At 72.2% G+C, this 26,422-nt stretch carries 29 protein-coding genes; 21 read left to right on the forward strand and 8 right to left on the reverse strand.

Going from position 1 to position 26,422, the window contains the following annotated elements; all coding sequences use genetic code 11:
* Positions 1–32 precede the first annotated feature (32 nt).
* From ACIBBH_RS04490 to ACIBBH_RS04520, 7 genes are all read left to right on the forward strand, one after another.
* Positions 33–2,534, forward strand: coding sequence for an ATP-binding protein (locus tag ACIBBH_RS04490; protein ID WP_399401833.1), 2,502 nt, complete (start codon positions 33–35; stop codon positions 2,532–2,534).
* Between the two features lie 7 nt (positions 2,535–2,541).
* Complete coding sequence (locus tag ACIBBH_RS04495; protein WP_399401835.1) at positions 2,542–4,083, forward strand: M1 family metallopeptidase; 1,542 nt, start codon at positions 2,542–2,544, stop codon at positions 4,081–4,083.
* Between the two features lie 194 nt (positions 4,084–4,277).
* Positions 4,278–6,248 carry an N-acetylmuramoyl-L-alanine amidase gene (locus tag ACIBBH_RS04500; RefSeq protein ID WP_399401837.1) on the forward strand — a complete coding sequence of 657 codons (1,971 nt, stop codon included), beginning with the start codon at positions 4,278–4,280 and terminating at the stop codon, positions 6,246–6,248.
* 198 nt (positions 6,249–6,446) lie between these two features.
* On the forward strand, positions 6,447–6,695 hold the full coding sequence (locus ACIBBH_RS04505) for a hypothetical protein (RefSeq protein ID WP_399401839.1): 249 nt from the start codon (positions 6,447–6,449) through the stop codon (positions 6,693–6,695).
* 11 nt (positions 6,696–6,706) lie between these two features.
* Positions 6,707–7,894: an SPFH domain-containing protein gene (locus ACIBBH_RS04510; protein ID WP_399401841.1), complete on the forward strand. Its 1,188-nt coding sequence runs from the start codon at positions 6,707–6,709 to the stop codon at positions 7,892–7,894.
* 381 nt (positions 7,895–8,275) lie between these two features.
* Positions 8,276–8,944, forward strand: coding sequence for a hypothetical protein (locus ACIBBH_RS04515; protein WP_399401843.1), 669 nt, complete (start codon positions 8,276–8,278; stop codon positions 8,942–8,944).
* Positions 8,875–9,363, forward strand: coding sequence for an AbfB domain-containing protein (locus ACIBBH_RS04520; RefSeq protein ID WP_399401845.1), 489 nt, complete (start codon positions 8,875–8,877; stop codon positions 9,361–9,363). Before ACIBBH_RS04515 ends, ACIBBH_RS04520 begins: the two co-directional genes overlap by 70 nt.
* 5 nt (positions 9,364–9,368) lie before the next feature.
* On the opposite strand, the gene ACIBBH_RS04525 is transcribed toward ACIBBH_RS04520, so the two are convergent.
* Entirely contained in the window at positions 9,369–9,614 is a 246-nt protein-coding gene (locus ACIBBH_RS04525) for a WhiB family transcriptional regulator (protein ID WP_399401847.1), read from the reverse strand.
* A 223-nt stretch (positions 9,615–9,837) separates the two neighbouring features.
* Between ACIBBH_RS04525 and ACIBBH_RS04530 the strand changes: the two genes are divergently transcribed.
* The 3 genes from ACIBBH_RS04530 (at position 9,838) to ACIBBH_RS04540 (ending at position 12,095) form a co-directional block, all read left to right on the forward strand.
* Entirely contained in the window at positions 9,838–10,299 is a 462-nt protein-coding gene (locus ACIBBH_RS04530; RefSeq protein ID WP_399401849.1) for a hypothetical protein, read from the forward strand.
* A 182-nt stretch (positions 10,300–10,481) separates the two neighbouring features.
* The gene (locus ACIBBH_RS04535; protein ID WP_399401851.1) at positions 10,482–11,558 is read left to right on the forward strand and encodes an acyltransferase family protein; all 1,077 of its coding nucleotides are present in this window, start codon (positions 10,482–10,484) and stop codon (positions 11,556–11,558) included.
* Between the two features lie 111 nt (positions 11,559–11,669).
* Entirely contained in the window at positions 11,670–12,095 is a 426-nt protein-coding gene (locus ACIBBH_RS04540; RefSeq protein ID WP_399401853.1) for an ATP-binding protein, read from the forward strand.
* 19 nt (positions 12,096–12,114) lie between these two features.
* On the opposite strand, the gene ACIBBH_RS04545 is transcribed toward ACIBBH_RS04540, so the two are convergent.
* Both ACIBBH_RS04545 and ACIBBH_RS04550 read right to left on the reverse strand, forming a co-directional pair.
* Complete coding sequence (locus ACIBBH_RS04545) at positions 12,115–12,657, reverse strand: hypothetical protein (protein WP_399401856.1); 543 nt, start codon at positions 12,655–12,657, stop codon at positions 12,115–12,117.
* Positions 12,658–13,364: 707 nt separating this feature from the next.
* A complete protein-coding gene (locus ACIBBH_RS04550) occupies positions 13,365–14,252 on the reverse strand; it encodes a LysR family transcriptional regulator (protein WP_399401858.1) in 888 nt (295 codons plus the stop codon).
* Positions 14,253–14,335: 83 nt separating this feature from the next.
* Here ACIBBH_RS04550 and ACIBBH_RS04555 point away from each other — a divergent pair, with 83 nt between their 5' ends.
* Positions 14,336–15,184: a PhzF family phenazine biosynthesis isomerase gene (locus ACIBBH_RS04555; RefSeq protein WP_399401860.1), complete on the forward strand. Its 849-nt coding sequence runs from the start codon at positions 14,336–14,338 to the stop codon at positions 15,182–15,184.
* Positions 15,185–15,202: 18 nt separating this feature from the next.
* Here the strand turns inward: ACIBBH_RS04555 and ACIBBH_RS04560 are convergent, their stop codons facing one another.
* Positions 15,203–15,418, reverse strand: a complete 216-nt coding sequence (locus tag ACIBBH_RS04560; RefSeq protein ID WP_399401862.1) for a hypothetical protein — start codon at positions 15,416–15,418, stop codon at positions 15,203–15,205.
* 121 nt (positions 15,419–15,539) lie between these two features.
* On the reverse strand, positions 15,540–16,718 hold the full coding sequence (locus tag ACIBBH_RS04565; RefSeq protein ID WP_399401864.1) for a PucR family transcriptional regulator: 1,179 nt from the start codon (positions 16,716–16,718) through the stop codon (positions 15,540–15,542).
* Positions 16,719–16,868: 150 nt separating this feature from the next.
* On the opposite strand from ACIBBH_RS04565, the gene ACIBBH_RS04570 reads away from it, so the two are divergent.
* Positions 16,869–18,359 carry a long-chain fatty acid--CoA ligase gene (locus ACIBBH_RS04570; protein WP_399401866.1) on the forward strand — a complete coding sequence of 497 codons (1,491 nt, stop codon included), beginning with the start codon at positions 16,869–16,871 and terminating at the stop codon, positions 18,357–18,359.
* Positions 18,360–18,372: 13 nt separating this feature from the next.
* Here ACIBBH_RS04570 and ACIBBH_RS04575 read toward each other — a convergent pair whose 3' ends face one another.
* Positions 18,373–18,882 carry a hypothetical protein gene (locus tag ACIBBH_RS04575; protein WP_399401868.1) on the reverse strand — a complete coding sequence of 170 codons (510 nt, stop codon included), beginning with the start codon at positions 18,880–18,882 and terminating at the stop codon, positions 18,373–18,375.
* A 230-nt stretch (positions 18,883–19,112) separates the two neighbouring features.
* A complete protein-coding gene (locus ACIBBH_RS04580; protein WP_399401870.1) occupies positions 19,113–19,586 on the reverse strand; it encodes an ATP-binding protein in 474 nt (157 codons plus the stop codon).
* Between the two features lie 166 nt (positions 19,587–19,752).
* On the opposite strand from ACIBBH_RS04580, the gene ACIBBH_RS04585 reads away from it, so the two are divergent.
* The 6 genes from ACIBBH_RS04585 to ACIBBH_RS04610 all read left to right on the forward strand — a co-directional run bounded on the left by ACIBBH_RS04585 (position 19,753) and on the right by ACIBBH_RS04610 (position 22,831).
* Complete coding sequence (locus ACIBBH_RS04585; RefSeq protein WP_399401872.1) at positions 19,753–20,118, forward strand: STAS domain-containing protein; 366 nt, start codon at positions 19,753–19,755, stop codon at positions 20,116–20,118.
* Between the two features lie 160 nt (positions 20,119–20,278).
* Positions 20,279–20,569 carry a zinc-ribbon domain-containing protein gene (locus ACIBBH_RS04590; RefSeq protein ID WP_399401874.1) on the forward strand — a complete coding sequence of 97 codons (291 nt, stop codon included), beginning with the start codon at positions 20,279–20,281 and terminating at the stop codon, positions 20,567–20,569.
* 261 nt (positions 20,570–20,830) lie between these two features.
* On the forward strand, positions 20,831–21,019 hold the full coding sequence (locus ACIBBH_RS04595) for a hypothetical protein (RefSeq protein ID WP_399401876.1): 189 nt from the start codon (positions 20,831–20,833) through the stop codon (positions 21,017–21,019).
* Entirely contained in the window at positions 21,016–21,429 is a 414-nt protein-coding gene (locus tag ACIBBH_RS04600) for an FAD-dependent oxidoreductase (protein ID WP_399401878.1), read from the forward strand. The genes ACIBBH_RS04595 and ACIBBH_RS04600 overlap by 4 nt, the downstream gene beginning before the upstream one ends.
* 42 nt (positions 21,430–21,471) lie before the next feature.
* Positions 21,472–22,215, forward strand: a complete 744-nt coding sequence (locus ACIBBH_RS04605) for a YqjF family protein (RefSeq protein ID WP_399401879.1) — start codon at positions 21,472–21,474, stop codon at positions 22,213–22,215.
* Positions 22,216–22,261: 46 nt separating this feature from the next.
* Entirely contained in the window at positions 22,262–22,831 is a 570-nt protein-coding gene (locus ACIBBH_RS04610) for a hypothetical protein (RefSeq protein WP_399401881.1), read from the forward strand.
* Positions 22,832–22,916: 85 nt separating this feature from the next.
* Here ACIBBH_RS04610 and ACIBBH_RS04615 read toward each other — a convergent pair whose 3' ends face one another.
* Positions 22,917–23,363 (reverse strand): SPW repeat protein, encoded by a 447-nt coding sequence (locus tag ACIBBH_RS04615; protein WP_399402694.1) that lies wholly within the window; start codon positions 23,361–23,363, stop codon positions 22,917–22,919.
* 221 nt (positions 23,364–23,584) lie between these two features.
* Between ACIBBH_RS04615 and ACIBBH_RS04620 the strand changes: the two genes are divergently transcribed.
* From ACIBBH_RS04620 to grpE, 3 genes are read left to right on the forward strand one after another with little or no spacing between them, the layout of a single operon-like run.
* The gene (locus tag ACIBBH_RS04620; protein ID WP_399401883.1) at positions 23,585–23,902 is read left to right on the forward strand and encodes a J domain-containing protein; all 318 of its coding nucleotides are present in this window, start codon (positions 23,585–23,587) and stop codon (positions 23,900–23,902) included.
* Positions 23,903–23,960: 58 nt separating this feature from the next.
* Positions 23,961–25,826: a molecular chaperone DnaK gene (dnaK, locus tag ACIBBH_RS04625; protein WP_399401885.1), complete on the forward strand. Its 1,866-nt coding sequence runs from the start codon at positions 23,961–23,963 to the stop codon at positions 25,824–25,826.
* Positions 25,827–25,828: 2 nt separating this feature from the next.
* The gene (gene grpE, locus ACIBBH_RS04630; protein ID WP_399401887.1) at positions 25,829–26,401 is read left to right on the forward strand and encodes a nucleotide exchange factor GrpE; all 573 of its coding nucleotides are present in this window, start codon (positions 25,829–25,831) and stop codon (positions 26,399–26,401) included.
* Positions 26,402–26,422: the final 21 nt, after the last annotated feature.

Consider the following 26,422-nt stretch of genomic DNA (forward strand, 5'->3'; position numbering starts at 1 on the left):
TCCCCTCGGAATCCCGCGGCCAGGAAACGGGGATGAACCCGAGTCGAACATGTGAGTTATGCGGCGCGGCCCTGACCGGAGGACCGGGCGGCGGCCGGCCGGCCCGCTACTGCTCCGGCGCGTGCAGGCAACGGGCGTTCCGGCAGCGAACGGCCCGCCGGGGCGCCCGCGCGGCGGAGCCCGCCAGGCCGTCCGACCCGGGGCCGGCCGCCGCGACCGGCGGTCACGGGCTGCCCCGGGCGCTCGATTCCTTCGTGGGCCGCCGGCAGGAGCTGGCGCGACTGCGCACCCTGCTGAGGTCGTCGCGGCTGCTCACCCTGACCGGTACCGGCGGGGTCGGCAAGACGCGGCTGGCGCTGGAGTTGGCCAGGAGGCTGCCGAGCGGCGCAGGCCGGGTCGACCTGGTCGAGCTCGACTCGCTGCACGACGGCGCCGCGGTGGCGCAGTCCGTGGCGGCCGCCCTGGCCGTGGGCGAGCGGGTGGGGCGGACCGGCATCGACGTGCTGGCCCACGCGATCGGCGACGCCTCCCGGCTGCTGATCCTGGACAACTGCGACCATCTGGCCGATCCCTGCGCCCACCTGGCGGCGGCTCTGCTCAGCCGCTGCCCCGGGCTGCGGATCCTGGCCACGAGCCGGGAGGCGCTGCGGGTGCCCGGGGAGGTCGTGTTCCGGGTGCCGGAGCTGTCGCTGGCTGCGCCCGGCGCCGAGGAGGATCCGGCCGTACTCCTGCGGGCCGACGCCGTCAGGCTGTTCGTCGACAGGGCCTCGGCCTGCGCGCCCGGCTTCCGTCTCCACCACGGCAACGGCCCGACGGTCGCCGGGATCTGCCGCCGCCTCGACGGCCTGACACTCGCCGTGGAACTGGCGGCCCGCCGGGTCGGCACACTTCCGCTGAGCGGCATCCTGGCGGGCCTGGACGACCAGCTGTCCCTTCTGGCCGACGGCAGCAGGACCGGGCCCGACCGGCACCGTGAGCTGGCCGCCGCGATCGACTGGAGCCACCGGATGCTCGATCCAGTCGAACAGGCGGTGTTCCGGCGTCTTTCGGTGCTGGTCGGCGGATTCGACACGGCCGCGGCCGAGGCGGTGTGCGCCGGCGACGGCGTCCCGGCGCGGCGGATCCTGCGCGTGGTGTGCGCCCTTGAGGCCAAGTCCCTGATCGTACGGGTGCCGAGTGACGCAGGATCCGTACGGTTCCGGCAGCTCACCGCCATCCGCGTCTACGCACTCGAGCGTCTGGCCGCCTCCGGCGAGTTGCACGCCACCCGGCAGCGGGTCCTGCGGTGGCTGAACGGGCTGGCACAGCGCGCCGGTGACGAGGTGTTCGCCGACCAGGCCGGCGGTGCGCTCGCCGGGGAACGGGACAACCTCGTCGCGGCCCTCGCCCACCGCACGGAGCACGACGGCGCCCTGTACGCCCGGCCGGCGCTCGAACTCGCCCGGGTGCGATACCTGCAGGAGCAGCCGTCCGCCGCCCGTAGGCTGCTGGCGCCGCTGCTGGACGACGCCGCCGGCCGGGCGCTGGGCGGTGCGGTCCCGGCACTCGCCGCGCGCGTGGCCTGCCAGCGGGGGGAACAGGCGCAGGCACTGCGGCTCGGTGAGCGGGCCGTGGACGTCGAACGCGGGCGCAACCGCCCCGCGGGTCTTGCCAACGCCCTGGACGCGCGGGCAGCGGCACGGCTGTGCCGCGGCGAGTTCACCGAGGCCGTGGCGGATCTGCGCGAGTGCCTGGACGTCGTGACCGCGCTCGGCGACGCGCACGACACCGCGTGGTGCTCCCATCACCTGGCCTGGGCCCTGCTCCAGGCGGGCGAAGAAAGGGAGGCCGACGTGCTGATGTCCCGCTGCCTGCCGGTCCTCCGTCGGCACGCTCCCTGGCGGCAGCTGGCGGCCGCGCTGCACACAGCTGGGGCCGTGCGGCTGGCGCTCGGCGATCTCAGGAACGCCGAGAGGCTGTTCGCCGAGGTGCTCACCATCGCCCCCGGGTCCAGCTTTCACGCGCTGTACCCCGTCGAGGGCCTGGCCATCGTGGCGGCCGAGAGCGGTGACCTGCGGCGGGCGCTGCGGCTGTGCGAGGCGAGCGCCCAGGCACGGCGTCGCCTGGACACCGAGCCCGAGGCCCCGTGGCGGCGCCGGGTGGAGGAGACGGCGGCGCGGGCACGGACGCGGCTGCCGTTGTCCGCCCGGGAGGCGGCCGTCAGCGAAGGCCGCCGACTGGGCGGGGACCGGCTGGTCGCCTATGCCCTGCGCCGCGGGAAGGGGGACTCGGGGAGCGACTGTGCCGCCGGCCCGGTCGCCGGTGAGCACTTCCCGCTCACCGGCAGGGAGTTCATGGTGGCCGAGCTCGTCGCCGAGGGACTGACCAACCGCCAGATCGCCGAGAAGCTGGACCTGTCGCCCCACACGGTCGCCACCCATCTGGACAACATCCGCGACAAACTGGGCCTGCGCTCACGCACACAGATCGCCCTGTGGGCCGACCGGACGACGGATCGTCCCAACCGGGACTTACATGGACGTATGTCGTCATAGTGCGCCTATGGAGATCACGACCGCGCCCCGCGCCCCCCGCCTCCGCTCCCGCCGCACGGTCCTCACCCTGGCGCTCACCAGTGCCGCCGGGATCACCGGTGCCGCCGTCCTCCTCGGCGCCCTCCCGTACGGAGGCCACCGCTCCCCCGCTCCCGGCCCCTCCGCCGCCGCCTCCGGCGCGGCCCCGTCCCCGGGCGCCGCGGGCATCGGCGACCCGCTCCAGCCGCTCGCCGGCAACGGCGGCTACACGGTCCGCCACTACACGCTCGCCTTCGACTGGCGGGCACCGCGGACACCCTTCGACGCCGCCGCCACCATCAGCGCCACCGCCACCCAGGCCCTGTCCCGCTTCGACCTCGACTTCGCGGGCAACACACTGCGCACGGTCACCGTCGACGGCGCACCGGCGAGGACCGTACGCGACGGGGACGAGCTCGTCATCACGCCCGCCAGGCCGATCCCGCACGGCAGGACCTTCACCGTGCGGGTCGCCTACACCGCCGACCCGACGCAGCAACGGCACCGCGGCGACGCGGTCGCGGACTACGGCTGGATGCCCACGCCCGACGGCACCGTGCTCTACGCACAGCCCGACGGCGCCAAAATGATCTTCCCGGCGAACGACCACCCGAGCCTGCGGGCGCCGGTCACCTTCCGCGTCACCACCCCGCCCGGCCTCAGCGCCGTGGCCAACGGCCGGCTCGTCGAGCGCGTCCGGCAGCCGAACGGACGCGTCCGGTGGACGTACGACTCCGAGGAGCCGGTCGCGGCGCAGCTGGTCCAGGTGGCGATCGGGAAGTTCACCTTCGTCGACAGCACGGGTCCGCGCGGGCTGCCCGTGCGGGACGTGGTCCCTGACGACCTGGTCACCGGCACCGAGGCCTACCGCTCGCTCACCCCGGAGCACCTGGCCTGGCTGGAGCGGCGGCTCGGCCCGTACCCCTTCCGCCGCTACGGCGTGCTGGTCGGGGACACCGACCTGCCGGTGGCACTGGAGACGCAGTCGCTGTCCGTCCTGCCGAGGGCCGACCTGCTGGGCGACCTGGTCGGCGCCGAGCGCAACCTCGTGCACGAGCTGACCCACCACTGGACCGGCGACAGCGTCGCCATCCGGCGGTGGTCCGACCTGTGGCTGAGCGAGGGACACGCCCAGTTCTACGAGCGTCTCTACTCCGACACGCACGGCGGCGCCGGCATGGAGGCCGCGATGCGGGCGGCGTACGAGCAGCACGACCAGTGGCGGCACGACGACGGGGCGCCCGCCGAACCCACCGAGCCGGCCCTGTTCCGGCAGATGCGGTACGACGGCTCGGCGCTGGTGCTGTATGCCCTGCGGGAGGAGGTCGGCGAGGAGACCTTCGGCAGGATCGAGCGGTCCTGGGTGGCGAGGTACCGGGAGCGCGCCGCCGGCACCGCCGATTTCGTCGCGCTCGCGTCCGAGGTCGCGGGCAAGGACCTGAAGCCGTTCCTGACGCCGTGGCTGTACGGGGCGCACACCCCGCCCATGCCGGGTCACCCCGACTGGCGGACGGACCCGGTCGAGGAGTGAGCCGCCGCGCCGCCGCAGCGGCGGTGCTGCCGCCGACCGGGTGGCCTGTGCCGGGCGGCTGGTCCACGCGGTGGACGCTTGGCGCGCAGCGGCGCCCTGGGCACGGAAGCGTACGAGAGGTGGCGTGAAGGGCAACTCGCTTGTCCTGGTTGCGCTGGCCCTGGCCGCGACGAGCCCCGTTGGAGACCCCACCCATGAGAAGACGTGTTTCCCCCCGTGTCCTCATCGCCGTACGCGAGCACCGCTGGACGGCCTGCGTGGCGGCGTCCGCGGCGCTCCTGATTCCGGTGCTGGCCTTCCCGCCGACCGACGCCGAGGAGGCGGCCGACCACCGCCTGCAGAACGACTTCACCACCGCCGCCGACGAGTTCCACGTACCGCGGAGCGTGCTCATGGGCGTGTCCTACCTGCAGTCGCGGTGGGACTCCCATCCGGGCACGCCGAGCGTCGGCGGCGGCTACGGGCCGATGCACCTGGTGGACGTCGACGCGGCCACGGCAGCGGGTCCGCGGCGCCACGAGGCGGGGTCGCTCGCGGGTGCGCCGGCCGCGAGCGCGGCGCTCTCGGGCCGCCGCGCCCAGCAGCCGGCCGAACTGCGCCGCGCCGCCCGTCTCATCGGGGCCCCGCCCCAGCGGCTGCGGACGGACGCCACCGCCAACGTGCGCGGCGGCGCCGCCCTCCTCGCGGAGACGCAACGGCAGCTCGGCAAGCCGCTCAGCGACAACCCGGCGGACTGGTGGGAGGCGGTGGCGCGCTTCTCGGGCGCCGACGACACCGCCTCGGCGGCGACCTACGCGAACGACGTCTTCGCGCTGATCCACCGGGGCGCACACCGCACCACCGACGCGGCGCAGGAGGTCACGCTGCCCGCCGACCCGAAAGTGCGTCCCCGTACCGCCCGGCCGCCGGACGCCGGGCGGGCGAAGGACGTCGAGTGCCCGCCGGAGCTGGCCTGTTCCTGGCTCGGCGCGCCGTACGAGGAGATCGACGACGACAGCTACGGCAACCACGACCTGGCCGACCGGCCCAGGGACGAGAGGATCGAGTACATCGTCATCCACGACACCGAGGCGTCCCTGAAGTCCATGTTCCAGACGGTGCAGGATCCGACGGAGTCGTCGTGGCACTACTCGGTCCGCTCCAGCGACGGCCGCGTCACCCAGCACGTCAGGACCAAGGACACGGCCTGGCACTCCGGCAGCCAGTTCGTGAACGCCCACTCCATCGGCGTCGAGCACGAGGGGTTCCTCACGCAGCCCGACGCCTGGTTCTCGGAGAAGATGTACCGGTCCTCGGCCCGCCTGGTGCGTTACCTGGCTGAGAAGTACGACATCCCGCTCGACCGGCAGCACGTCTTCGGCCACGACAACGTGCCCGCGCCCACCGCCTCGACCATCCCGGACATGCACGAGGACCCCGGCCCCTACTGGGACTGGCGGCACTACTTCGACCTCCTCGGCGCGCCCCTGAAGGCCACGGCCGGACCGGACAGCGCCATGGTGATGATGCTGCCGGACTACGCCGGCCACAAACCGCGTTTCACGGGGTGCACCGGTGACGGTGTGCCGTGCGCACCGCACGGCTCCAGCGCCGTCCGTCTGCACACCGAGCCGGACGAGGACGCCCCGCTGATCCAGGACCCCGGCCGGCGCCCGGACGGCGACGACTCCACGGAGGACGTCAGCGACCTGGGGTCGCGGGTCTCCGCCGGTCAGACCTACGCGGTCGCCGGCCGCAGCGGCGACTGGACGGCGATCTGGTACCTGGGCCGCAAGGCGTGGTTCAAGAACCCGAGGAAACACCCGACGGCCGTCGGTGCGGCCGGCCGGATGGTGACTCCGAGGGACGGTCTGAGCGAGATCCCGGTGTACGGGCGCGCCCTCCCGGAGGAGGACGCCTACCCGGACGGTGTGGAGCAACAGCCCGAGTCACCGCTCCCGTACACCCTGCGCGCGGGCCAGCGGTACGTGACACAGTCCCGCATCCCCGGCTCCACGGTGGACACGCCGTCCTTCGGCGCCACACCGAACCTGGTGGTGAAGGGCCAGGAGCAGTACTACGAGATTCAGTTCGGCCACCGGCTCGCCTACGTCCGGGCCAGTGATGTGGACGTGGTGAGCACACCGGGCGCGGCGGGACCGTCTGCTCAGGCACCGGCCAGGTAGGACGACTCGATCACCGCTCCCCCTCCGACAGCACGGCAGATGCGTGCCGCACGCCGCGTCTCCGCCGTGATCGGCCGGACCGGTCCCGGACCGGTCCGGGACCGGCGGCACGGGCCGAATCCTCACGCCCGTTGGGCCCCCGGACACAGGGGGTCTATCGTCGGAGTCCTGGGGCCAGGACGAGGAGGACGGCCGGTGATGCCGCAGGACGAGGCCGTGATCGGCTGCACGGGGAAGGTACTCATCGGAACCCGCGGATCCGCGGGCCCCGGCGAGGTCCTGGTACGCGTCAGAGGCGGCTCCGAGACCTTTCTCGCCTGGTCGGAGGATCCCCTGCCGACGGGGGCGACGGTGCTCGTGATCGAATCGCGTGGATGCCGCGAGGTCGGCGTCATCGAGTGGGTGGATCCATTGGACGCGCTCGGCGGTTCCGCCGGCGCCGGCTGAGGAGTACAAGCATGTTCGGATACCGCGTTCCCGCTCCCGACGAGGCGATGTTGATCTCGGGGGGCCGGCGGGGACTGGGGGGCGCGCCGTTCCGAGTGGTGACGGGGCACGGCAAGTTCGTGCTGCCGATCTTCCGAAAGACCCGGTTCCTCACCCTGTCGATGTGCGAGTCCGAGGTCACGGAGACCTGTGTGACCCGGCAGGGCATCGCGCTGCACGTCCGCGCGGTCATCGCCTTCAAGGTCGGCAACGACCACGAGAGCATCATCAACGCCGGCCAGCGGTTCCTCTCGGACCAGGACCAGATGTCGGTGCTGACCGGCCGGATCTTCGCCGGGCACCTGCGGGCCATCATCGGCTCGATGACGGTCGAGGAGATCGTCACCGAGCGGCAGAAGCTCGCCGCGGAGGTCCTGGACACCTCGAAGACCGAGATGGCGAAGATCGGTCTGATCGTGGACTCGTTGCAGATCCAGTCGATCGACGACGGTGACACCGGCTACATCGACGCGATGTCCGCGCCGCACAAGGCGGCCATCCAGCGGCAGGCCCAGATCGCCCAGGCGCAGGCCACGCAGGCCGCGGCCGAGGCGGAGCAGGCGGCGGCCCGCAAGCAGGCCGAGTACGCCCGGCAGACCGCCGTCGTCAAGGCCGAGTACTCGGCCGAGGTGGACCGCGCCCAGGCACAGGCCGCCCAGGCCGGGCCGCTGGCACAGGCGCACGCCCAGCAGGAGGTGCTCGCCGCGCAGACCGAACTGGCCCAGCGGCAGGCCAAGCTGCGCCAGCAGCAGCTGGTGGCCGAGGTCGTGAAGCCGGCGGAGGCGGAGGCCGAGCGGGTCAGGATCCTCGCCGCGGCCGAGGCGCAGCGGATGAAGATACAGGCGGAGGCGGCGGCCTCGTACGACCGTGTCGCCCTCGACCGGATGCTGATCGACCAGCTCCCGCAGATCGTGAAGGAGGCCGCGGGCGGCCTGGCCGGCGCCAACGTCAATGTCCTCAACGGCGCGGACGGCCTCGGCGAGATCGCCGCCGGCCTGGTGTCGCAGGGCCTGACGATCCTCGACTCGGTCCGGCAGAACCTGAACGGCCAGGACTCCTCCGACGGCCGCCGCCCCGAGGAGGGCAGTGGCAACGGGCTGCTCCAGCTGCACTCGGGCAAGGAGAAGAAGGCGAACGACGGTCCGGTGGACGTCGACTGACCGTGGCTGATCGTGACTGTTACGACGACAGTGACGACGACCGCGCGGTCCAGCAGGCCGAGCGCGCGACGCGGCTCGGCTGGGCGACGATAGGCGGCGTGGCAGGGTCGCTCGGCTGTGCGCTCGTCGCGCGGGTCGTTGTCAGCGTGGTCGCGTTCGTCGCGTGCGTCTACGTCGTGATGGTCATGGATCAGGGGCGCGGTCGCAGCCCTCGAAGGACCCCGGTACGGGGCTGGTGGGCGCGGTCACTCGCCCTCGTCACGGCGCCGCGCACCGGCCGACATGGCCGCCTGGTGCCGGCGGATACGGGGCTCGGGATGGGCGTCACTCCGACGGTCGCGCGGAGTGGCGGGCTTCCGTGCCGCGTGTCCAAGGTGGGCCATGGGGATCGACACCAGACCTGCACCGTCGCCGGACAAGGCGCTCAGCACACCGCGTGCCGCGGGGCTCGCGGGGATCCTCTTCGGCCTGCTGCTGGGCGCCGCCATCGTGCTGGTCAGAATCGCGGTGCCGGAGCAGCCGGCGCCCGCCGGGCCCTGGCTGACCGACTCCTCGCGGCGGAACGCCGTCCAGGTCGCGCTTGACCTGGTGCCGTTCGCGGGGATCTCCTTCCTCTGGTTCCTCGCCGCGATCCAGGACCGGATCGGTGAGCGCGAGGACAGGTTCTTCGCCACCGTCCACCTCGGCAGCGGGCTGGTGTTCGTGGCCGTCCTGCTGTGCGCCGCCGCGGCCGCCGGGGACATGCTGGACACGGCCGGCGCGGCGGACCCGCGACCGGGGGGCTTCGGCCACAGCTTCGCCTACACGCTGCTGACCGAGTACTCCATGCGCATGGCGGCGGTGTTCACGTTCTGCACCTCCGCCATCGGCCGCCGTCTCCACGTGCTGCCGCGCACCCTCGTGTGGTTCGGCTGGCTGGTCGGGCTGGCACTGATCGTCGCGGCCGGCAACGTGGCCTGGCTGGAGCTGGCCTTCCCGTTGTGGGCCATGGTGCTCGGCGGGTACGTCCTCGGGGCGGGCTTCGGCCGTACCGCACCCGGCTCCGGCTGAGCACCCCCAAGAGCCATGCCGCCCCATCCGGTGGTGAGGCCGCCCGTGGACAACACGAGCAGGACGCGGCCGGCAGCGAGCTGCCGAAGCAGGACGCCGCCCGGAAGGTGCGGCCGGGGCTCGCCGACAAGCTCTGCTCCTCCTCCGAGTCCCGCAACTACCTGGGCGAGTACATGCGCCACAGCGGCTACCGCGTCCGGCGCGACCCGGACGACGACTGGGCGCCGTACAAGGCCGACGCGACCTGGTGCCCGGTCCGGGGCAGCGCAGGCATCCGGCTGTCGGCGTCGTACTGCCCCGGGCAGTACCTTCGGCACATGGACGCCGAGCTGTGGCCGGCCCGGTCGGGCGGCACGCGCCCCTGGGACAATCCGGAGAGCTTCACCGAGGACAGTATCTGGGCGATCGAGGCGCCCTGAGCACGTCAGTACTCCGCACCGGTGCCCCTCGCCGGTGACAGCGCGCGTCGTTGCCCCGCGGTGAGCCCGCCCCAGACGCCCTCGTATTCCCCGGTGCGCAGTGCCCACGCCCGGCACTCGTGCAGTACGGGACAGCGCCGGCAGATCCGTCTGGCGTGCTCGATCTGCGGCAATGACGCGCCTTCTTCGCTGACCGGGAAGAAGAGCTCGGGGTCCTCGGACCGACAGGCGGCCCAGTTGCGCCAGTTCACGGTGCCTCCACCTGTGCAGACGGACAGACGGACCGGGTAGAGGTTTGGCCCAAAATATTCCCTTTCTGCCCATTTCTCCAGAGCTGGGCATCATCAGGGGGCACACAACCGAGGAACCTCCGGCCGGCATCGTGTGTCTTCTTCGATCGGGACCGCGCGTCCTGGGGCCGGTGGGGAGCGGGCGATGCCGAGGGCACGGAGGTTATAAGCGGACTACTGGCCGTTGGCCGTACTTCCCGTCGCCGCCGGGGCGATGGATCTGTTCCTGTGGTGGCGTGGCGAGCCCTGGAGCTGGCCGGACCGGGCGTCCGGCTTCGGCCTGGGAGCGGTCACCACGGTGATCGTCGGAATGCTCCTCGTCCGGCGCCAGGGGAACATCCAAGAGGCCCTCGCCGATCTGGCACTGACCGAGAAGGTCGGCATGCTGCAGGGCTACCACGCCCCTTGGTACCGGGACGGGTCGGTATCGGGGACCGGTTCCTGTTCCGGTTCCGGCGAGGCCGGGTACGACCATCCCGACGCCGTTCCCATCCGGCACGCGGAACTGGCCACCGAGCTGTCGGTGCCCCAGGAGGACCGGCGATCCCGGATCGGGGTGCTGCGGGACCGCTACTCGGCCCAGGTCGACGGCCAGGGCATCCCACTGATCCTCGCCACCTATGCCTGGGCCCCGACCGCTACCTGATCCTCGACGGCAACCACCGGCTGACGGCCCTCACCCGGCTCGTCGCCCAGGGCTGCCCGGCACGACTCGCGAGTACCGGCTGACCGCGCCGGTCAGCCCGGCGATCCCGCCGGATCTGAGGCACTATCAGGACCGCTGAAAAGCAGAGGTTTACCTCGCCCGGAAGCGGTAAGGCGGCTGGGATGCCGCGCAGCCTTACCCCAGCCGTGACAGCACAGGCCTTGCCCGCGCCGCACCCCGCACCCGTCCGCGGGAAGCAGCGCGACGCCTTCTTCGACAACGCCAAGTACCTGGCGATCGTGCTGGTGGCGATGGGGCACGCCTGGGAGCCGCTGCGCTCCGGCAGCCGGTTCGTCACCGCGCTCTACATGTTTGTCTACGCCTTCCATATGCCGGCGTTCATCATCGTCTCCGGCTACTTCTCACGCGGTTTCGACGCGAGTCCGGCCAAGATCAAGCGCCTGGTCACCGGGGTCGTCGTGCCCTACGTCGTCTTCGAGACGGCGTACACCCTCTTCACCAGATGGAGCGACGGCGTCCCGGACCGCCCGGTCAGCCTGCTCGACCCGCTGTACCTGACATGGTTCCTGGCCGCGCTGTTCGTCTGGCGGCTGACCACGCCGCTGTGGCAGAGCGTGCGCCATCCGCTGCCCGCGGCGCTCGCCCTCGCGATGCTGGCGACGCTCTCGCCGTCCATCGGGAGCGATCTCGACCTGCAGCGGACCCTGCAGTTCCTGCCCTACTTCGTGCTGGGCCTGTGTCTTCGGCCGGAGCACTTCCGGCTGGTGCGCCGCCGTGCGGTGCGTGTCGTGGCGGTTCCCGTCTTCGCGGGCGCGTTCGCCGTGGCGTACTGGGCGGCCCCGCGGATGGACCCCGCCTGGTTCTTCCACCGCGACAGCGCCGACGAGCTGGGCGTGCCCGCATGGTACGGGCCCGTCATGACACTGGCCCTCTTCGGCTGCTCGCTGATCCTGGTCGCCTGCTTCCTCGCCTGGGTGCCCGGCCGCCGCATGTGGTGCACCGCGCTGGGCGCGGGCACGCTCTACGGCTACCTGCTGCACGGGTTCGTCATCCAGGCCGGGAACCACTGGAACTGGTCCCGGCTCGGCTGGACCCATGACCCGCTCGGCGAGATCACCGTCACCCTCGTCGCCGGCGTGGTGGTGACCGCGCTGTGCTCCGCTCCGGTACGGCGGGCCTTCCGCTTCGCGATAGAGCCGGAACCGGACTGGGCGTTTCGGCGGGACCCGGCCGCATGACCGAGCCGCCGGACGCGGGTTGGGCAGGACGGCAACAGGCGGGACGCCGACCGCGTCAATGCCCCCTGTGCGGGTACCTGCGATGGCACGGCCACAGCAGGGAGGCAGACCGTGAGCGAATCATCGCTGCGGGCGGTGGGCTGGGCGCGCTCGCTGCCGCTGGAAAGCAGCGTCAAGACAGCGCGTGACTGGGCGCGCGACCATCTCAGCTCACTGGGCTGGACCGATTCCGCGCCCGATACCGTGGACGCGGTCCTGCTGACCATCTCGGAGCTGGTCACCAACGCCCACGTACACGCGCACAGCACCGCCCACCTCGTACTGACCTGGGACAGCCGGTGTCTGCACGTCACCGTGCACGACGCCTCGCCCCGCCTGCCCGCCGCCCGCCCGCCCGACACCGAGCGCACGGGCGGGCGGGGCATGCTCCTCGTCGAGGCGCTGGCCGATACCTGGCAGGCCCGTCCCTGCCCCGACGGGAAGATCGTCCACGCCTGCTTCCGGCCGCCCGCCTCCGCTGCCGGCAGCGATCACTGACAGGCCACCGGCCGGCCGCTCACCAGGTGTGGGCCACGTCCACCACCAACCGGTCGGACAGCCTCTGCACGCGGAACGGCAGTCGTGCCCGCACGCCGAGTCCGACCTGCGTGACGCCTTCGAAGCTCGAGCCGAACTTCGTGTCCCGGAAGGTGCGGTAGCCCGTCAGGTCGACGCCGGGCAGTGCCTTTCCGGGCCGGCCCGGGTAGGTCGGCTCGCCGGTCTCCGGATCGTACGCGGCGGCGCCGACCCGGATGTCGAGGATCGCCCCGCCGGCGACCGGTATCGCCGTGCCGGACGGGTCCTGGTAGAAGGTGCCGACGTACTCCACGGAGTAGGCCAGCGGGTCGGTGCCCGAACCGACGTCGAAGACCATGCGGTCGTAGCAGTCGTGCCGCCCGGTCCGGATGCCGGTCAGGGAGTGCGGCACCGCCGTCTCGTCCGTCCCGTGTTTCGGCAGGCTGCCCCATCCGGTCGGGCAGGTGGTCGCGGCCGTTGCGGCGGCCGCGCTCCCGGCCGCGGACGCCGTCGGGGCCGCCAGGCCGAGAGATCCCACTGTCATGAGTACGGCCGCCGCAATCGCCGGCCTTCGTCCCTTGTGCATGATTTCTCCCTTGATGTGGCGGCATCACACGATGCGTCACCTGTATGACCTACGACACGCCCGATTGGTTGTGCGGCTTCCGGGTCGAGGGCGCGCGGCCGTCGGAACGACTCTGCCCCCTGCTGGATGGCGGCGACAGGGCGCGGCCCGGGTGCCGTAGCCTTTCTGGAAAGACGCGGCCGCCTACTGCCGTTGGCCGGTGGCCGGCTGCCGACCGAGGCCGAGTGGGCAGGCGTCGACGGGCGCGGTGCCCCGGTAGCCGTCCTCCGCGGTGTTCTTGGTGGGGAAGTGCCCCTGCCAGATGTTGCAGCGGTGCTCGCCCCCTGGCGTCGGCTCGTCACCCCAGCGACAGCAAAGCCGGCGAACACCTGCGACCAGCCGAACCGTTCCGCCTCCGTGACGTACCCGGTGGCGTCCACGAACAGGGCGAAGCGCTCGCTGGTCACCGCGTGGAGTCGGCGCACCATTCCCCTACGTTCCCGGCCATGTTGTGCAGGCCGAAACCTGCCCGCCTCGCTGCGGCGCGGAACCCCCCGGCCTCCGCAGACGCCCTCGTGGTGCGGGTCGGGGGCGCCCACTGGCACGCCCCCGGAGGGACCGGGCAGCACCGTCGACGACCGGGCCCGCCATCCCGTGGTGCACGTCCTGGACGGCGCACGGTACCGTCAGCCGGACCAGTGCCGCACCAGCTCCTGCGCGAAAGTCTGCGCGGCCGGTGCCGCCCAGCGCCGGCGGTGCCTGGCCAGCAGCACCGGGACATCGGTGAACCGCGGTCCGCGGACCTGTGCCAACCGCCCCTGCCGCACCTGCTCCTCCACCGTCGTCAGCGGCAACAGGGCCAGCCCCAGCCCGGCGGCGACGCAGGAACGCGCCGCGTCCACGCTGCCGAACCGGGTCAGCCGCGGCCGGGCGCCGGGTGCGGCGAGCAGTCTGCGTTCCAGCTCGTCGCTGTAGGAGCAGCCCTGTTCGAGCAGGAAGAAACTCTCCGGCGCCAGTTCCTCCCAGGTCGCCGCCCGCGTCCGCGCGGCGAGCGGGTGGTGCGGAGCGCAGACGAGGGTGAGCGGCTCGCGGGCGATCGGCTCGGCCGTCACGTCGGGGAAGTCGGCCTCCCCCTCCAGCAGCAGCGCCACGTCCAGGCGCCCCGACCGCAGTCCTTCGAGACACTCCGCGGTGCCCGCCGCGTGCAGAGCGACGTCCACCTCGGGATGGCTGGTGCGCAGGGCGGCCATCACGCCCGGCAGCCTGGTGGAGCACAGCGACTCGGGGGTGCCCACCCTGACGTGCCCCCGCACGACACCGTCGCTGTCGCAGTGGGCTCTCAGCCGGGCCACCGCGTCGAGGACGTCCTCGGCCCCTTCCAGCAGTCGCCGGCCGGACTCGGTGAGCACCGCACCCGTGGGCAGTCGGTCGAAGAGCCGCGTGCCCAGCTCCCGTTCCAGGGTGCGGATGTGCACGGTGACCGTGGACTGGGCCAGGTGCAACTCGGCGGCGGCGGCGGTGAAGCTGCCCGTACGCGCGAGCGTGGTGAAGGTGTGCAGCAGTCGGGTGTCCACGGCACCAGGCTATGCCTGTTCTCGATGGACTGGATTCACATCAATCGTTGGACTCGATGAGCGGAACGTGGCAGCGTAAAGCCATGACCACTGAGACGCTGCGCTACGCGGCCTTCACCCACGACCCCGCGGGCGGCAACCCGGCCGGCGTTGTACTCGACGCCTCCGGGCTCGATGACGCCGCGATGCTCGCCATCGCCGCCGAGGTGGGCTACTCGGAGACGGCCTTCGTCACCGCCCGCGACGAAGCGGCGCGCCGGTTCCGCGTCCGCTACTTCAGCCCGCTCGCCGAGGTGGCCTTCTGCGGGCACGCGACCGTCGCCCTCGCCGTCGCCCTCGCCGAGCGGCTGGGCCCGGGCACCACCGTCCTCGACACCCCGGCGGGCGAGATCCCGGTGGCCACCACAGTGAGCGACGACGGCACCGTACGGGCCACCCTCACGAGCGTGCCGGCCCGGTCACGCCCCACCGCGGACGCCGAACTGGAGGCGGCGCTGAAGGCCCTGGGCTGGGCTCTGGGCGACCTCGACCCGGCGCTGCCCCCGCACGTGGCGTTCGGCGGCAACGACCACCTGGTGCTGGCCGCCGCTTCCCGGGAGCGTCTTGCGGACCTGGACTACGACTACGACGGGCTCGCCGAGGTGATGCGGCGTCACCGGTGGACGACCGTCCACCTGGTGTGGCGCGAGTCGCCGGAGCGCTTCCACGCCAGGGACCCCTTCCCCGTCGGCGGTGTGGTGGAGGACCCGGCGACGGGAGCGGCGGCGGCCGCCTTCGGCGGATACCTGCGCACCCTGGGCCTGGTCACCGGCCCCGCCACGATCGCCATCCGCCAGGGAGAGGACATGGGGCGCCCCAGTGACCTGCTGATCGACGTGACCCCGCAGGACGCCCGCACTCGGGTCACAGGCGAGGCCGTCCCGATCGGCTGACGGCCACCCCCGGCTCACCTATTCGAAGAGTCCTTTGACCACCCGCGTCGCCGCCTCGCTCTCGGCGGCGGCCGGCGACAGCTCGCTCAGGGTGTTGAGGTCGGTGTCTTCCTCCAGCTCTGTTTCCCAGGCGGCGGCGAGCCTTTCCTGCTCCTCGCGTGGCTGCTGTCGGACGTGCTCCCGGTCGTGCGGGCTCAGGGCGGCCAAGAATCGTTCGACGGTGTCGATCGGCATCCTGCTCTCCTTGGTGAGGGAACCGAACCAGAGCCGAATGGTCCGGGCTGCCGACGGGAGCGGTGCCCGACCCACTCGGTGATTCGCCCGCGTTCACCCGCGCGGACGATGCGTCACACCGTCACATGGCCGACCGCTGTCGAGCGCCGCGGACCGCGAGGAGTGCGGCGCGGAAGTCCGCCGCCGTCCGCGGGTCGGAGAGGGCCCGGCCGGTCAGCTCCTCGATGCGGCGCAGCCGGTAGCGGACGGTGTTGGGGTGGACGAAGAGACTGTGGGCCGCATCGGCGGCGGAGCCGGCCGCGGCGAACCAGTGCTCCAGCGTTTCCAGCAGCCGGGCGCGTTCCGGGGCGGGAAGGTCGAGGACGGGTGCAAGGGCGACCGTCACCAGGTGCGCCGCTTCCGCCGGAGCGGCGGCGACCAGCATGGCGAGGGGGTCGTCGTCGAACCGAGCGACACCCGGCCCGGTGCCCGGCAGGCTCGCCAGGGCCAGCCGGGCGAAGCGCAGGGCCTGGGGTGTGTCGCGGAGCGAGTCGAAACCGGGGCTGATGCCCACGCGTGCGTGCGCGCGGCGCAGGATACGCAGACCGGTGTTCTGCGCCGTCGGCGTGACCAGGGCGACCAGGCCGATCTGCTGGTCGGGCAGCAACCGCCAGGCGGACGGCAGTCGGGCCTGGCGCAGCGCCGCCTCGATGCCGGGCAGGGGTTCCCTGCCGGGTGCCGCGGATTCGGCGGCGACGACCGCGTACGGTCCGCGCTCGGGCATGCCCAGTTCGCGGGCGGCCTCCCACAGGGTGGTGCGGTCGGCGATGGCGCCGGTGAGGAGCGCCTCCACCAGCGCGGAGCGCCGGGCCTCGCGCTGCAGGGTCAGTTCGGCGGTGGTCTCCCGGTGGGCCTCCGCCACCGCCTCAGCGTAGAGGCCGAACAGCGCCCATATCTCTGCGGACCGGGCCACCAACTCGGCGTCCGAGACCTCGGGATGGGCGCGTGCCTCCTCGAGGATCTCCGACCACAGGGTTTCGAAGCCGATCCGGTACGCGTGCAGGGTGTCGGCGAGTGGCATGCCGTGCTCGGCGCGGATGCGGCCGGTCTCACGGGCCGGGCCGGGGTCCTGGGCGTCGGCGGGACGGAAATGCCTGAGGATCAGGTCGGCGTTGGCGGTGCAGGAGCGGCGCAGCGACTCGAAGGGGATGATCGTCTCGTCACGGTAGGCCTCGACGTCCGAGCGGATGCGCTCCGCGAGCCGTTCGCCGAGTTCCGGAAGCCGGGCGTGGATCGCCGCGGCCACGCCCGAGAAGTCCATTCCCGCAGTCTAGCGACCTGCTTTTGTTCCCAGCGACAACCGTGGGAAGTGGACGCTGTCCTCTCTCCCATAGGTGGTCACAGTCGACGGCAGCACGATGTCGTCAACGTGAACGGCGGATTTCAACGGTGACATTCGTGGAGGCAGGTCATGCCCAATCTGGCTGAGTTCCTGGTACGGACGGCGGCACGGCAGCCGGAACGCCCCGCGCTGCGGCTGGGCACACAGGTCACCACCTACGCCGAGCTGGACGAGCGCAGCGCCCGCGCCGCCGCACTGCTGCGCGCCGAGGGCGTACGGCCGGGCGACCGGGTGGCCCTGATGCTGCCGAACGTCCCCGAGTTCGTCGTGCTGTACTACGGCGCGCTGCGTGCCGGGGCGATCGTCGTGCCGATGAACCCGCTGCTGAAGACACGGGAGACCGAATACCACCTGGACGACTCCGGGGCGGTGCTGCTGTTCGAGTGGCACCAGGCACCCGGCGAGGGCGCCCGGGGAGCGGCCGCCGCCGGAGTGCGGCACATCCCGGTCGAGCCCTCCTCCTTCGCCGCACTGCTGGCCGGACACGAGCCGCTGACCGGGGTGACGGACACGGCCGGTGACGACGTCGCCGTCCTGCTCTACACCTCCGGCACCACGGGCCGGCCCAAGGGCGCCGCCCTCACCCACGCCGGGCTGCGGCACAACACCGAGGTCAACACCGTCCACATACAGCGCATGACACCGGACGACGTGGTGGTGGGCTGTCTGCCGCTGTTCCACATCTTCGGCCAGGTCTGCGCCATGAGCGTGACCATGCACAGCGGCGCCTCGCTCACCCTCGTCCCCCGCTTCGACCCGCAGACCGTGCTGGACGCCATCGCCCGGGACCGGGCCACGGTGTTCGAGGGAGTGCCGACCATGTACGCGGCGCTGCTGCAGCACCCCGGGGAGGCCGACGTGTCGACCCTGCGGACGTGCATCTCCGGCGGCGCCTCGCTGCCCGTGGAGGTGCTGCACGGATTCGAGCGGCGCTTCGGCTGCATGGTGCTGGAGGGCTTCGGCATGTCCGAGACGAGCCCGGTGGTCTCCTTCAACCACCCCGACCGGCCGCGCAAGCCGGGGTCCGTCGGCACCCCGATCCGGGACGTGGAGGTCCGGCTGCTCGACGACACCGGCAAGGAGGTCGCTCGGGGTGAGGTCGGCGAACTGGTCGTGCGCGGCCCGAATCTGATGAAGGGTTACTGGAACCGGCCGGAGGAGACCGCGGCCACCATCCCGGACGGCTGGCTGCGGACCGGCGACCTCGCCCGGCAGGACGAGGACGGCTACCTGTACATCGTCGACCGCAAGAAGGACATGATCATCCGCGGTGGCTACAACGTCTACCCCCGCGAGATCGAGGAGGTGCTGCACGAGCACCCGGCCGTCGCGCTGGCGGCCGTGGTGGGTGTGCCGCACGAGCGGCTCGGCGAGGAGGTCGCGGCCGCGGTCGTGCTGCGGCCGACCGCCCGTGCCACCCCCGGGGAACTGCAGCGGTACGTCAAGGACCGCGTGGCGGCGTACAAGTATCCGCGCTCCGTATGGCTCATGGACGCGCTGCCGACCGGGCCCAGCGGCAAGATCCTCAAGCGGGAGATCAGCGCGCCGGCGCCGGGATGACGGGAGCGTCGCGTCACATCCGGGGCTTCATCTGGAAGCGCGGTCCCAGGTCCGGTTCGTCGCTTCCCGCCAGCTCGGTGACCAGGCGGTGCACCCGGGTCAGGTCGTGCAGCAGGGCCCGGCACTCGTCGACGGGCAGACCCGCAGTGCCGGCGATGTCCTCCAGGTAGACGCCCTCGCCGCCGCTGCGCTCCTGCGCGGCGCCGAGGGCGCGGAGCACCCGCTCGTGGGACTCGCCGTGGTCGGGATGCCCCCGGCCCGCGAACGTCCGCATCGGACCCTGCGCGGCCGGATCCCGCACGCCGGGCTCGGCCGGGTCCCCGCCGCGCCACTGCTGCGTGCCGCGGTGCAGGGTGCCCACCCGTTCCTCGTGGGACAAGGAGTCGCGGCCGGACAGGTGCGTACGCTGCTTCGACGCCCCGGTCGTCGCGCTCCGGGCGCTCGGCGCCTCACCGGCACCGTGCGTCTCCCGGGCCGCCGCGCGGCGCTGCCGCTCGTCGCCTTCGGTCCTCTTGCGCACCATGATGCGCTCCTCTCGTCGTGGACTGCCGGTCCTCGCGGGCGAGTTCACCCCGACGACACTCTGCGGGCACCCGCCTGGCTCCCGGCACTTGTTCCTCTCCGGTCGCAGTGGTGCGCCGGGCAGACCGGGTAACCGTCATACCCACGGTATTCACCCGTCTCCGGCGCGCACGCTGCCCAGCGCCCCGGCATGCAGCGTTCACGACGGGGCGGACGCTGCCTGCCGGGACTCTAAGGAACCTGGCGTCCGGTGACCGGGCCGCCGGGCAGGGCGATGCGGGCGGTGACGCGTTTGCCGACCGGCTCCCGCTGTACCTCGAAGCCCTGGGCGACCGCCATGACGATCTCCAGCCCGTGCTGGCCGACCCGGCCCGGGTCGGCGGCCCGCGCCACCGGCAGGACCGGGTCACTGTCCCACACCCGCACTTCCACCAGGTCCCCGGCGATGCGCAGCTCCATCAGCACCGGGCCGGGAGCGTACTTGCGGGCGTTGGTGACCAGTTCACTGACCACCAGCTGGGTCAGGTCCAGCGTCTGGGCGGACACCGGCAGCCCGTACTCGGCCTGGACGCGCGTGAGGAAGCAGGCCGCACGGTGACGGGCTTCGGCGATGCACCGGCCGTCGCCGTCGAGCGCGATGATGTCCTGCATCAGGCCGGCGCCTCTCACGCCCTCACCGTCCGGGGCCGACTCCACTGGGTCCATAAGTGTTCCCCCGTTCACGCGGCTGCGTGTACCCGGAGGACCACTTCGTATGCCCGCGCGCTGCCGAGTGCGGCTGTACGGGTGTATGTCCTCGTAACATCGGGGCAGGCTACTGACGCACGTTCCGGCCGAGTCAGTAATCAGCGCGCAGGTTGGTGAGGAGACTGTGACAGACACCCACAACGCGGCACAGTCCGGCCGTCCGGCGATCGACCACGCGACCGTCGACGGCATCCGCGTCGTCACCCTCCGCGGCGAGATCGACCACGCCGTCCGCGACCACCTCGGCCAGGCTCTCCTGCCGCCCGGCGACGCCGTTCGGCCGCGCACCGTCATCGACCTCAGCGGTGTGACCTTCATGGACTCCAGCGGCATCAACGCCCTCATCACCGCCCATCACGCCACCGAGGACGCCGACGGCTGGCTGCGCCTGGCCGGCCCGCGGGAGCCCGTCGTACGCGTCATGCAACTGGTGGGCATCGACGCCCTCATCCCCTGCTACCCCACGGTGCGGCAGGCGCTCGACAGCTGAGCGGGGAACCGCGGCGGTTCGGCGGGGACGCCGGCACCTGCCGCGTACCACCGCACGGTCCACCAAGCGCGACGCCGTGCGCGAGACTGTCCTCCGTGATCGCACCGTGCCGTTCGCCGGTACTGTGCCGACAGTACCGACCCGGGGAAGGACCAACAGGATGATCATCTTTGGCACCAGGGGATACCTGTACCAGCTCGCGATACTCACGCTGGTGTGCGGCCGATGCGGCAATCCCTCCGCACATACGCTCAGGAAGCGCGTCACGAAGTTCACGCTGTTCTTCGTTCCGTTGTTCCCGATCGCAACGAAGTACGCGACCCAGTGCACCTTCTGCGGCGCGGAGCAGAAGCTGACCAAGGAGCAGGCGGAGCACTTGCAGGCGCAGGCCGCGAGCGGTCACGGGGGTCAGATGTACGGGCAGCCGCAGCAGCAGCCGTACCAGTCCTGAGCCGGCCGGGGGTGCTGGACGACACCGCTCACCGCGCGCCACCTCCACGCGGGCCCGTTCCCGGTGACCGGGAACGGGGCCACCTCTGTCGCTGGGCCCCTACGGCCACCGCATGCGGACGCGCCGCCGGCACACCCTCGCCCGCGCCATCGCCGAGGCGGCCCTCGGTCTCCTGGGGCCCGGCTGGGACGCCGGCTGAGCAAGGGCCCCGGGGCGTCGACCGCGGCGCAGCTCGCCCGGCGCGGAGCGGACGCCGTCCTCGTGACCGAGTCCGAGCTGACCTCCGAGGCGTCGGGCCGCTGCCGACGGACGGACGCAGGCGAGCGGATCGACGTCGACGCCGTGCTGCCGGCCACGGGTGCCGCCGTACCGCGGAGGGGCCAGGAGTACGGCGTCGCCCTCCCGGACGCGCCCCCGGTGGCCCTGCTCGTGCGCGCCCCGCGGCGTTGAGCACCGCCCTGCGCGCGGTGCTCAACACCCCCCGCGTGGCGGTCCGTCCGGCGCCGGACGGGTCGCTGGTCATGGACTCCGACGCGGCGGCGGACGAGGTGATCGTCCACCCGGACGGCACGTACGAGGTGAAGGACGCGACGGTCGAGGGGCTGCTGCGCGAGGCGTCGGCCGTACTGCACAGCAACCCGCGCCTGACCGCCGCCTCCTACGGCGTCGGGCCCAAGCCGATCCCCGGCGACCGCGAGCCCGTGTTCGGCGAACTCGACGAGGTGCCCGGCCTGTTCGTGGCGTTCACGCACAGCGGCGCGACGCTTGCGCTGATCGCCGGCGAGCTGCTGGCCGACGAGATCGCCACCGGGGACCGCGGCCCGCTCCTCGCGGCCTTCCGGCCGGGCCCTTTCCGCTGACCCACGCCCCGGGAGAGTCCCCCGCGTTTCCGCGGACCGCGCGTGGGGGACTCGCCGGTTGTGGTCGCGTACGGAGCGGAGCAGCGGGTGCGCGGTCCCGCGTTGCGGGCCGGCTGGCTGACCCAGACGTTCGTCCACTGGCCGTTCCGGCCGGAGGCGGTTCAGGCCCTGGTGCCCGAGGAACTGGTCGTGGACGAGTACGAGGGAGCCGCCTGGGTCGGTCTCACGCCCTTCGTCATGGCCGACGTGCGTCCCTCCGGCATCCCCGCCACGCTGCCCGGGCTCCCGGCGTTCGCCGAGACCAACCTGCGGACCTACGTCCGGCACCGGAACGGGCAGGACGGTCTGTGGTTCCTGTCCATCGAGGTGGCCTGCCCGCTCATGCTGGCGGCCCGGGCCGTCGGCGCGCCGTATCACCCGGGCAGCCTCAGCGTCCGCGTGACCGACGACGTCATCACCTACGCGGGCTCACGGTGGATCGGCGACGCCGCGTACCGCCTGGTCGTGCGCCCCGGCGCTCCGATACGGCCGGCCGGGCGGGACGTGTGGCTGACCTCGCGCTGGCGGGCGTACACCCGCCGGCTCGGGAGGGTCTGGCAGACGCCCGCCGAGCACGAGCCCTGGCCACTGGCAGAAGCCGCCGTCGAGGTGCTCGACGAGACGCTGACCACCGCGGCGGGCCTGCCGGCTCCCGTCGGTGCGCCCGTGGTGCACTTCTCGGAGGGAGTCAGGCATGTGCGGCTCGGGATCTCCAGGCCCTGCTTCCCGCTGCCGGGCGCATCGTGATGCCCGCGCACGCCCGCGGCTGCGCTTCGACGGCTGGATCGCGGGGATGGGCACCTCCTCGGGGACGCGCATCGTGCTGGGGCACTGGCAGCGGTCGCCGTTCGGGCCGTTCAGTGACGTGATGATCGAACGGGCCGACGGCGAACGGCTGCTGCTGGCTCCCACCCCCCGGACGGCGGATTTCGTCAGCGGCGTCTACGTCTTCGACTCCGTGCGGGTCGTGCCGGTCGAGGTGAGCGTCGTGGACGGCACCTGGACCGTCACGGCGGGGCCACTCGGTCTGCGCTTCACCACGGGGCGGCGGGGAATCCCGGGACTCCTGCTGCGCGCCGTTCCCGCCGCGCTGGCCCGCCGTCCGGCGTGGGGCGCGCTGATGGACCCGGTGGCCCGGCTGCTGCTCGCCGGGGTGCGGACCCGCGGCAGTGCCGGCGGAGGTCACCGGGAGTGGTACGGCGCGCGGGACCTGCGGCCGATCCACCAGGTGTCGGCGGTCTTCGAGGGCCGGGGCCTCGGTGCGGCGGCGCCCGTGGAACCACCGGTGCGCTTCGGATTCGGTTCCGTTCCCCGCGCCCCGGCCGTCACCCGGGTCACCACGACGGTCGCGCCGCGCCCGTGACGCGGAGCACCCCGGACCGGAGGATCCGGACCGGGGTGCGAGAGAGGGACCGCAGGTGTGGGTCAGTCAGCTCCGTTCTGCCCGGTCAGGGCGTCGGCATGCCGCGGCCGGCCCGCGTCCGCCGCTTCGTCCCGGCGGCGGCGCTGGCGGCCAGGCCCAGCAGGAGGCCGATGACACCGACGATGACGTTGTTCACGATCGTCTTGGTGGTACTGACGTCACCTGCGACGACCCAGGGCGAGATGATGGTCCATACGCCCAGGGCGCAGGAGGCCCACGCCATGCTGTGCGTGCGCTCGTAGGCACGGCCGAAGCCGCCGCTCAGCAGCAGCGCGTAGGCGATGCCGACGATCAGGTTGTTGACCGCCAGTGTGGTCAGGTTGCTGAACCCCGCGATCCACGGGGACGCCGCCAGGTACACGCCGGTGAGAAGGGCCAGCGCCTCGACGGCCTGTGCCCTGGGAGTGCTGGCAGCGCGCTCCGCCATCTCGTGACGGTTGCGCATGGCGATGATGTCGGGATGGGTCTCCATCGCCGATCCGGGAGAGGTTGTCACTCCCATCACCTCCGGGAATCTCCGGCTCGGTGTGTGGAATCCACGGGTACCCCGGTCACCCGGCGGTTGAACCACCGGGACCGCGGCAACCGCAGCCCCTCGAAAGCTTGACAAGGGGACGCTCAAGTTTTATTCAAAGTATCAGGCAACTTGAGTCCGAAATCCCAGCTCGCGGCGGGCGAGGAGGTGGCGGGACAATGGAGGCTCCGGACCTGTACGCGGTGCTCGGGGTGGCGCCCTCGGCACCGGTCGAGGTGATCACCTCCGCGTTCCGCCGCCGGGTGCGGGAACTGCGTCCCGACACCCGGGTCGACGCCGACACCGCGGAGCGGTTCGGGTGGGTGCGGGCGGCGTACGAGACCCTGCGCGACCCCGAGCTGCGGGCGGCGTACGACCGCGAGCGCGCCCCCGCGCCGGCTCCGGCCCGCCCGGTGCGCCGCTTCGCGGCCGTCCGGGCCGAGCCGCCCGGACCGCCACTGCGGGCGGGACCGGTCCGGTGGGAGCGCGAGCGCTGAGCAGGACCCGCGAGCGACGAGCGGTACGAGGCGAGGGGTACGAGGAGGAGGAACCCAGATGGCGCGCTCGGTCGGCATTGACCTCGGTACGACGAACTCGGTGGTCTCGGTCCTCGAGGGCGGCGAGCCCACCGTCATCACCAACACGGAAGGCGCGCGGACCACCCCGTCGGTCGTGGCCTTCGCCAAGAACGGCGAGGTGCTGGTCGGCGAGGTCGCCAAGCGGCAGGCCGTGACGAACGTCGAGCGCACCGCGCGCTCCGTCAAGCGGCACGTGGGCGACCACGGCTGGCGGTTCCCGGACCACGGCGACATCGACGGCAAGCGGTACACCGCGCAGGAGATCTCCGCGCGCGTGCTGCAGAAGCTGAAGCGGGACGCGGAGGCGTACCTGGGTGAGGACGTCACCGACGCCGTGATCACCGTCCCCGCCTACTTCGACGACAGCCAGCGGCAGGCGACCAAGGAGGCGGGCGAGATCGCCGGCCTGAACGTCCTCAGGATCATCAACGAGCCGACGGCCGCGGCGCTGGCGTACGGCCTGGACAAGGAGAACGACCAGACGGTCCTGGTCTTCGACCTGGGCGGCGGCACCTTCGACGTGTCGCTCCTGGAGATGGGCGAGGGCGTCATCGAGGTGAAGGCCACCAACGGTGACACACACCTGGGCGGTGACGACTGGGACCAGCGGATCGTCGACCACCTGGTCCAGCAGTTCAAGAACAACTACGGCGTGGACCTGAGCCGGGACAAGATGGCCGTGCAGCGGCTGCGGGAGGCCGCCGAGAAGGCCAAGATCGAGCTGTCCAGCTCCTCGGAGACCACGATCAACCTTCCGTACATCACGGCCTCCGCGGAGGGCCCGCTGCACCTGGACGAGAAGCTCACCCGCGCCCAGTTCCAGCAGCTGACGAGTGATCTGCTCGACCGCTGCAAGGGGCCGTTCCACAACGCCATCAAGGACGCCGGGATCAAGGTGTCCGACATCGACCACGTGGTCCTGGTGGGCGGGTCGACGCGTATGCCGGCCGTGACGGAGCTGGTGAAGGAACTGACCGGCAAGGACCCGCACAAGGGCGTCAACCCGGACGAGGTCGTGGCCGTCGGCGCGTCCCTGCAGGCGGGTGTGCTCAGGGGCGAGGTCAAGGACGTCCTGCTGCTCGACGTCACTCCGCTGTCCCTGGGCATCGAGACCAAGGGCGGCATCATGACCAAGCTCATCGAGCGCAACACCACGATCCCGACCCGGCGTTCGGAGATCTTCACCACCGCCGAGGACAACCAGCCCTCCGTGACCATCCAGGTCTACCAGGGCGAGCGGGAGATCGCCGCGTACAACAAGAAGCTCGGCATGTTCGAGCTGACCGGCATCGCGCCCGCCCCGCGCGGCGTGCCGCAGATCGAGGTCGCCTTCGACATCGACGCCAACGGCATCATGCACGTCTCCGCGAAGGACCTCGGCACCGGCAAGGAACAGAAGATGACCGTGACCGGCGGCTCGGCCCTCCCGAGGGACGACATCGACCGCATGGTCCGCGAGGCCGAGCAGCACGCGGAGGAGGACCGCCTGCGGCGTGAGGCGGCCGAGACGCGCAACCAGGCGGAACAGCTCGTGTACCAGACGGAGAAGCTCCTCAAGGACAACCCGGACAAGGTGCCGGGCGACGTGAAGAGCGAGGTCGAGAGCGCGCTCGCCGACCTGAAGGAGAAGCTCAAGGGCGAGGACACGACGGCGATCCGGCAGTCCATGGACCGTGCGGCACAGTCCGCGCAGAAGATCGGCACGGCGCTGTACGAACAGGCGCGCGCCGAGCAGCCCGCTCAGGGCGCCGGGGCATCCGGGACCTCGGGGCCGTCCGGGCCGGACGAAGAGGTGGTGGACGCCGAGATCGTCGACGACGACAAGGACGACAAGGCAGGCTGACGATGGACCAGAGCCGGCCGGGGAGTGCGAAGGAGCTCGAGCGGCTGCTCCAGGAGCGCACCGCCGATCTGCAGCGGGTCAAGGCCGAGTACGACAACTACCGCAAGCGGGTGCGGCGCGACCGGCTGGCCGTGCGCCAGATCGCGGCGGCCAACGTCCTCACCGGTCTGCTGCCGGTGCTGGACGCCGTCGACCGCGCCTGCGCGCACGAGCCGATGACGCCGGGGCTGAAGGACATCGCCGACACGCTGGAGAGTCAGGCCGGCGCCCTGGGGCTGGTGGCGTTCGGGGAGGTGGGCGACGAGTTCGATCCGACCCGCCACGAGGCCCTGACCCACCATGTCTGCGAAGCCGCCGACCGCCTGGTGTGCACGGCGATCCTCCGCCCCGGCTACCGCCTGGGCGACCAGTTGCTGCGCCCGGCCCGCGTCGAGGTGACGGGCCCTCCCCCGGCGCCGATGACGCTTGAGGCCCGCGCCATGCCCGCGGGGGGCTCCGCCGCACGGCCGGAGCTCCCCGCACCGTGGTCCGAGACCCCAGCCCTTCTCGAACGTGACAGCAGGTCACAGCACTAGCGAGCTCACCTCCCGGACTCA

It is taken from the genome of Streptomyces sp. NPDC051636, assembly GCF_044453765.1.
Lineage (GTDB): Bacteria > Actinomycetota > Actinomycetes > Streptomycetales > Streptomycetaceae > Streptomyces.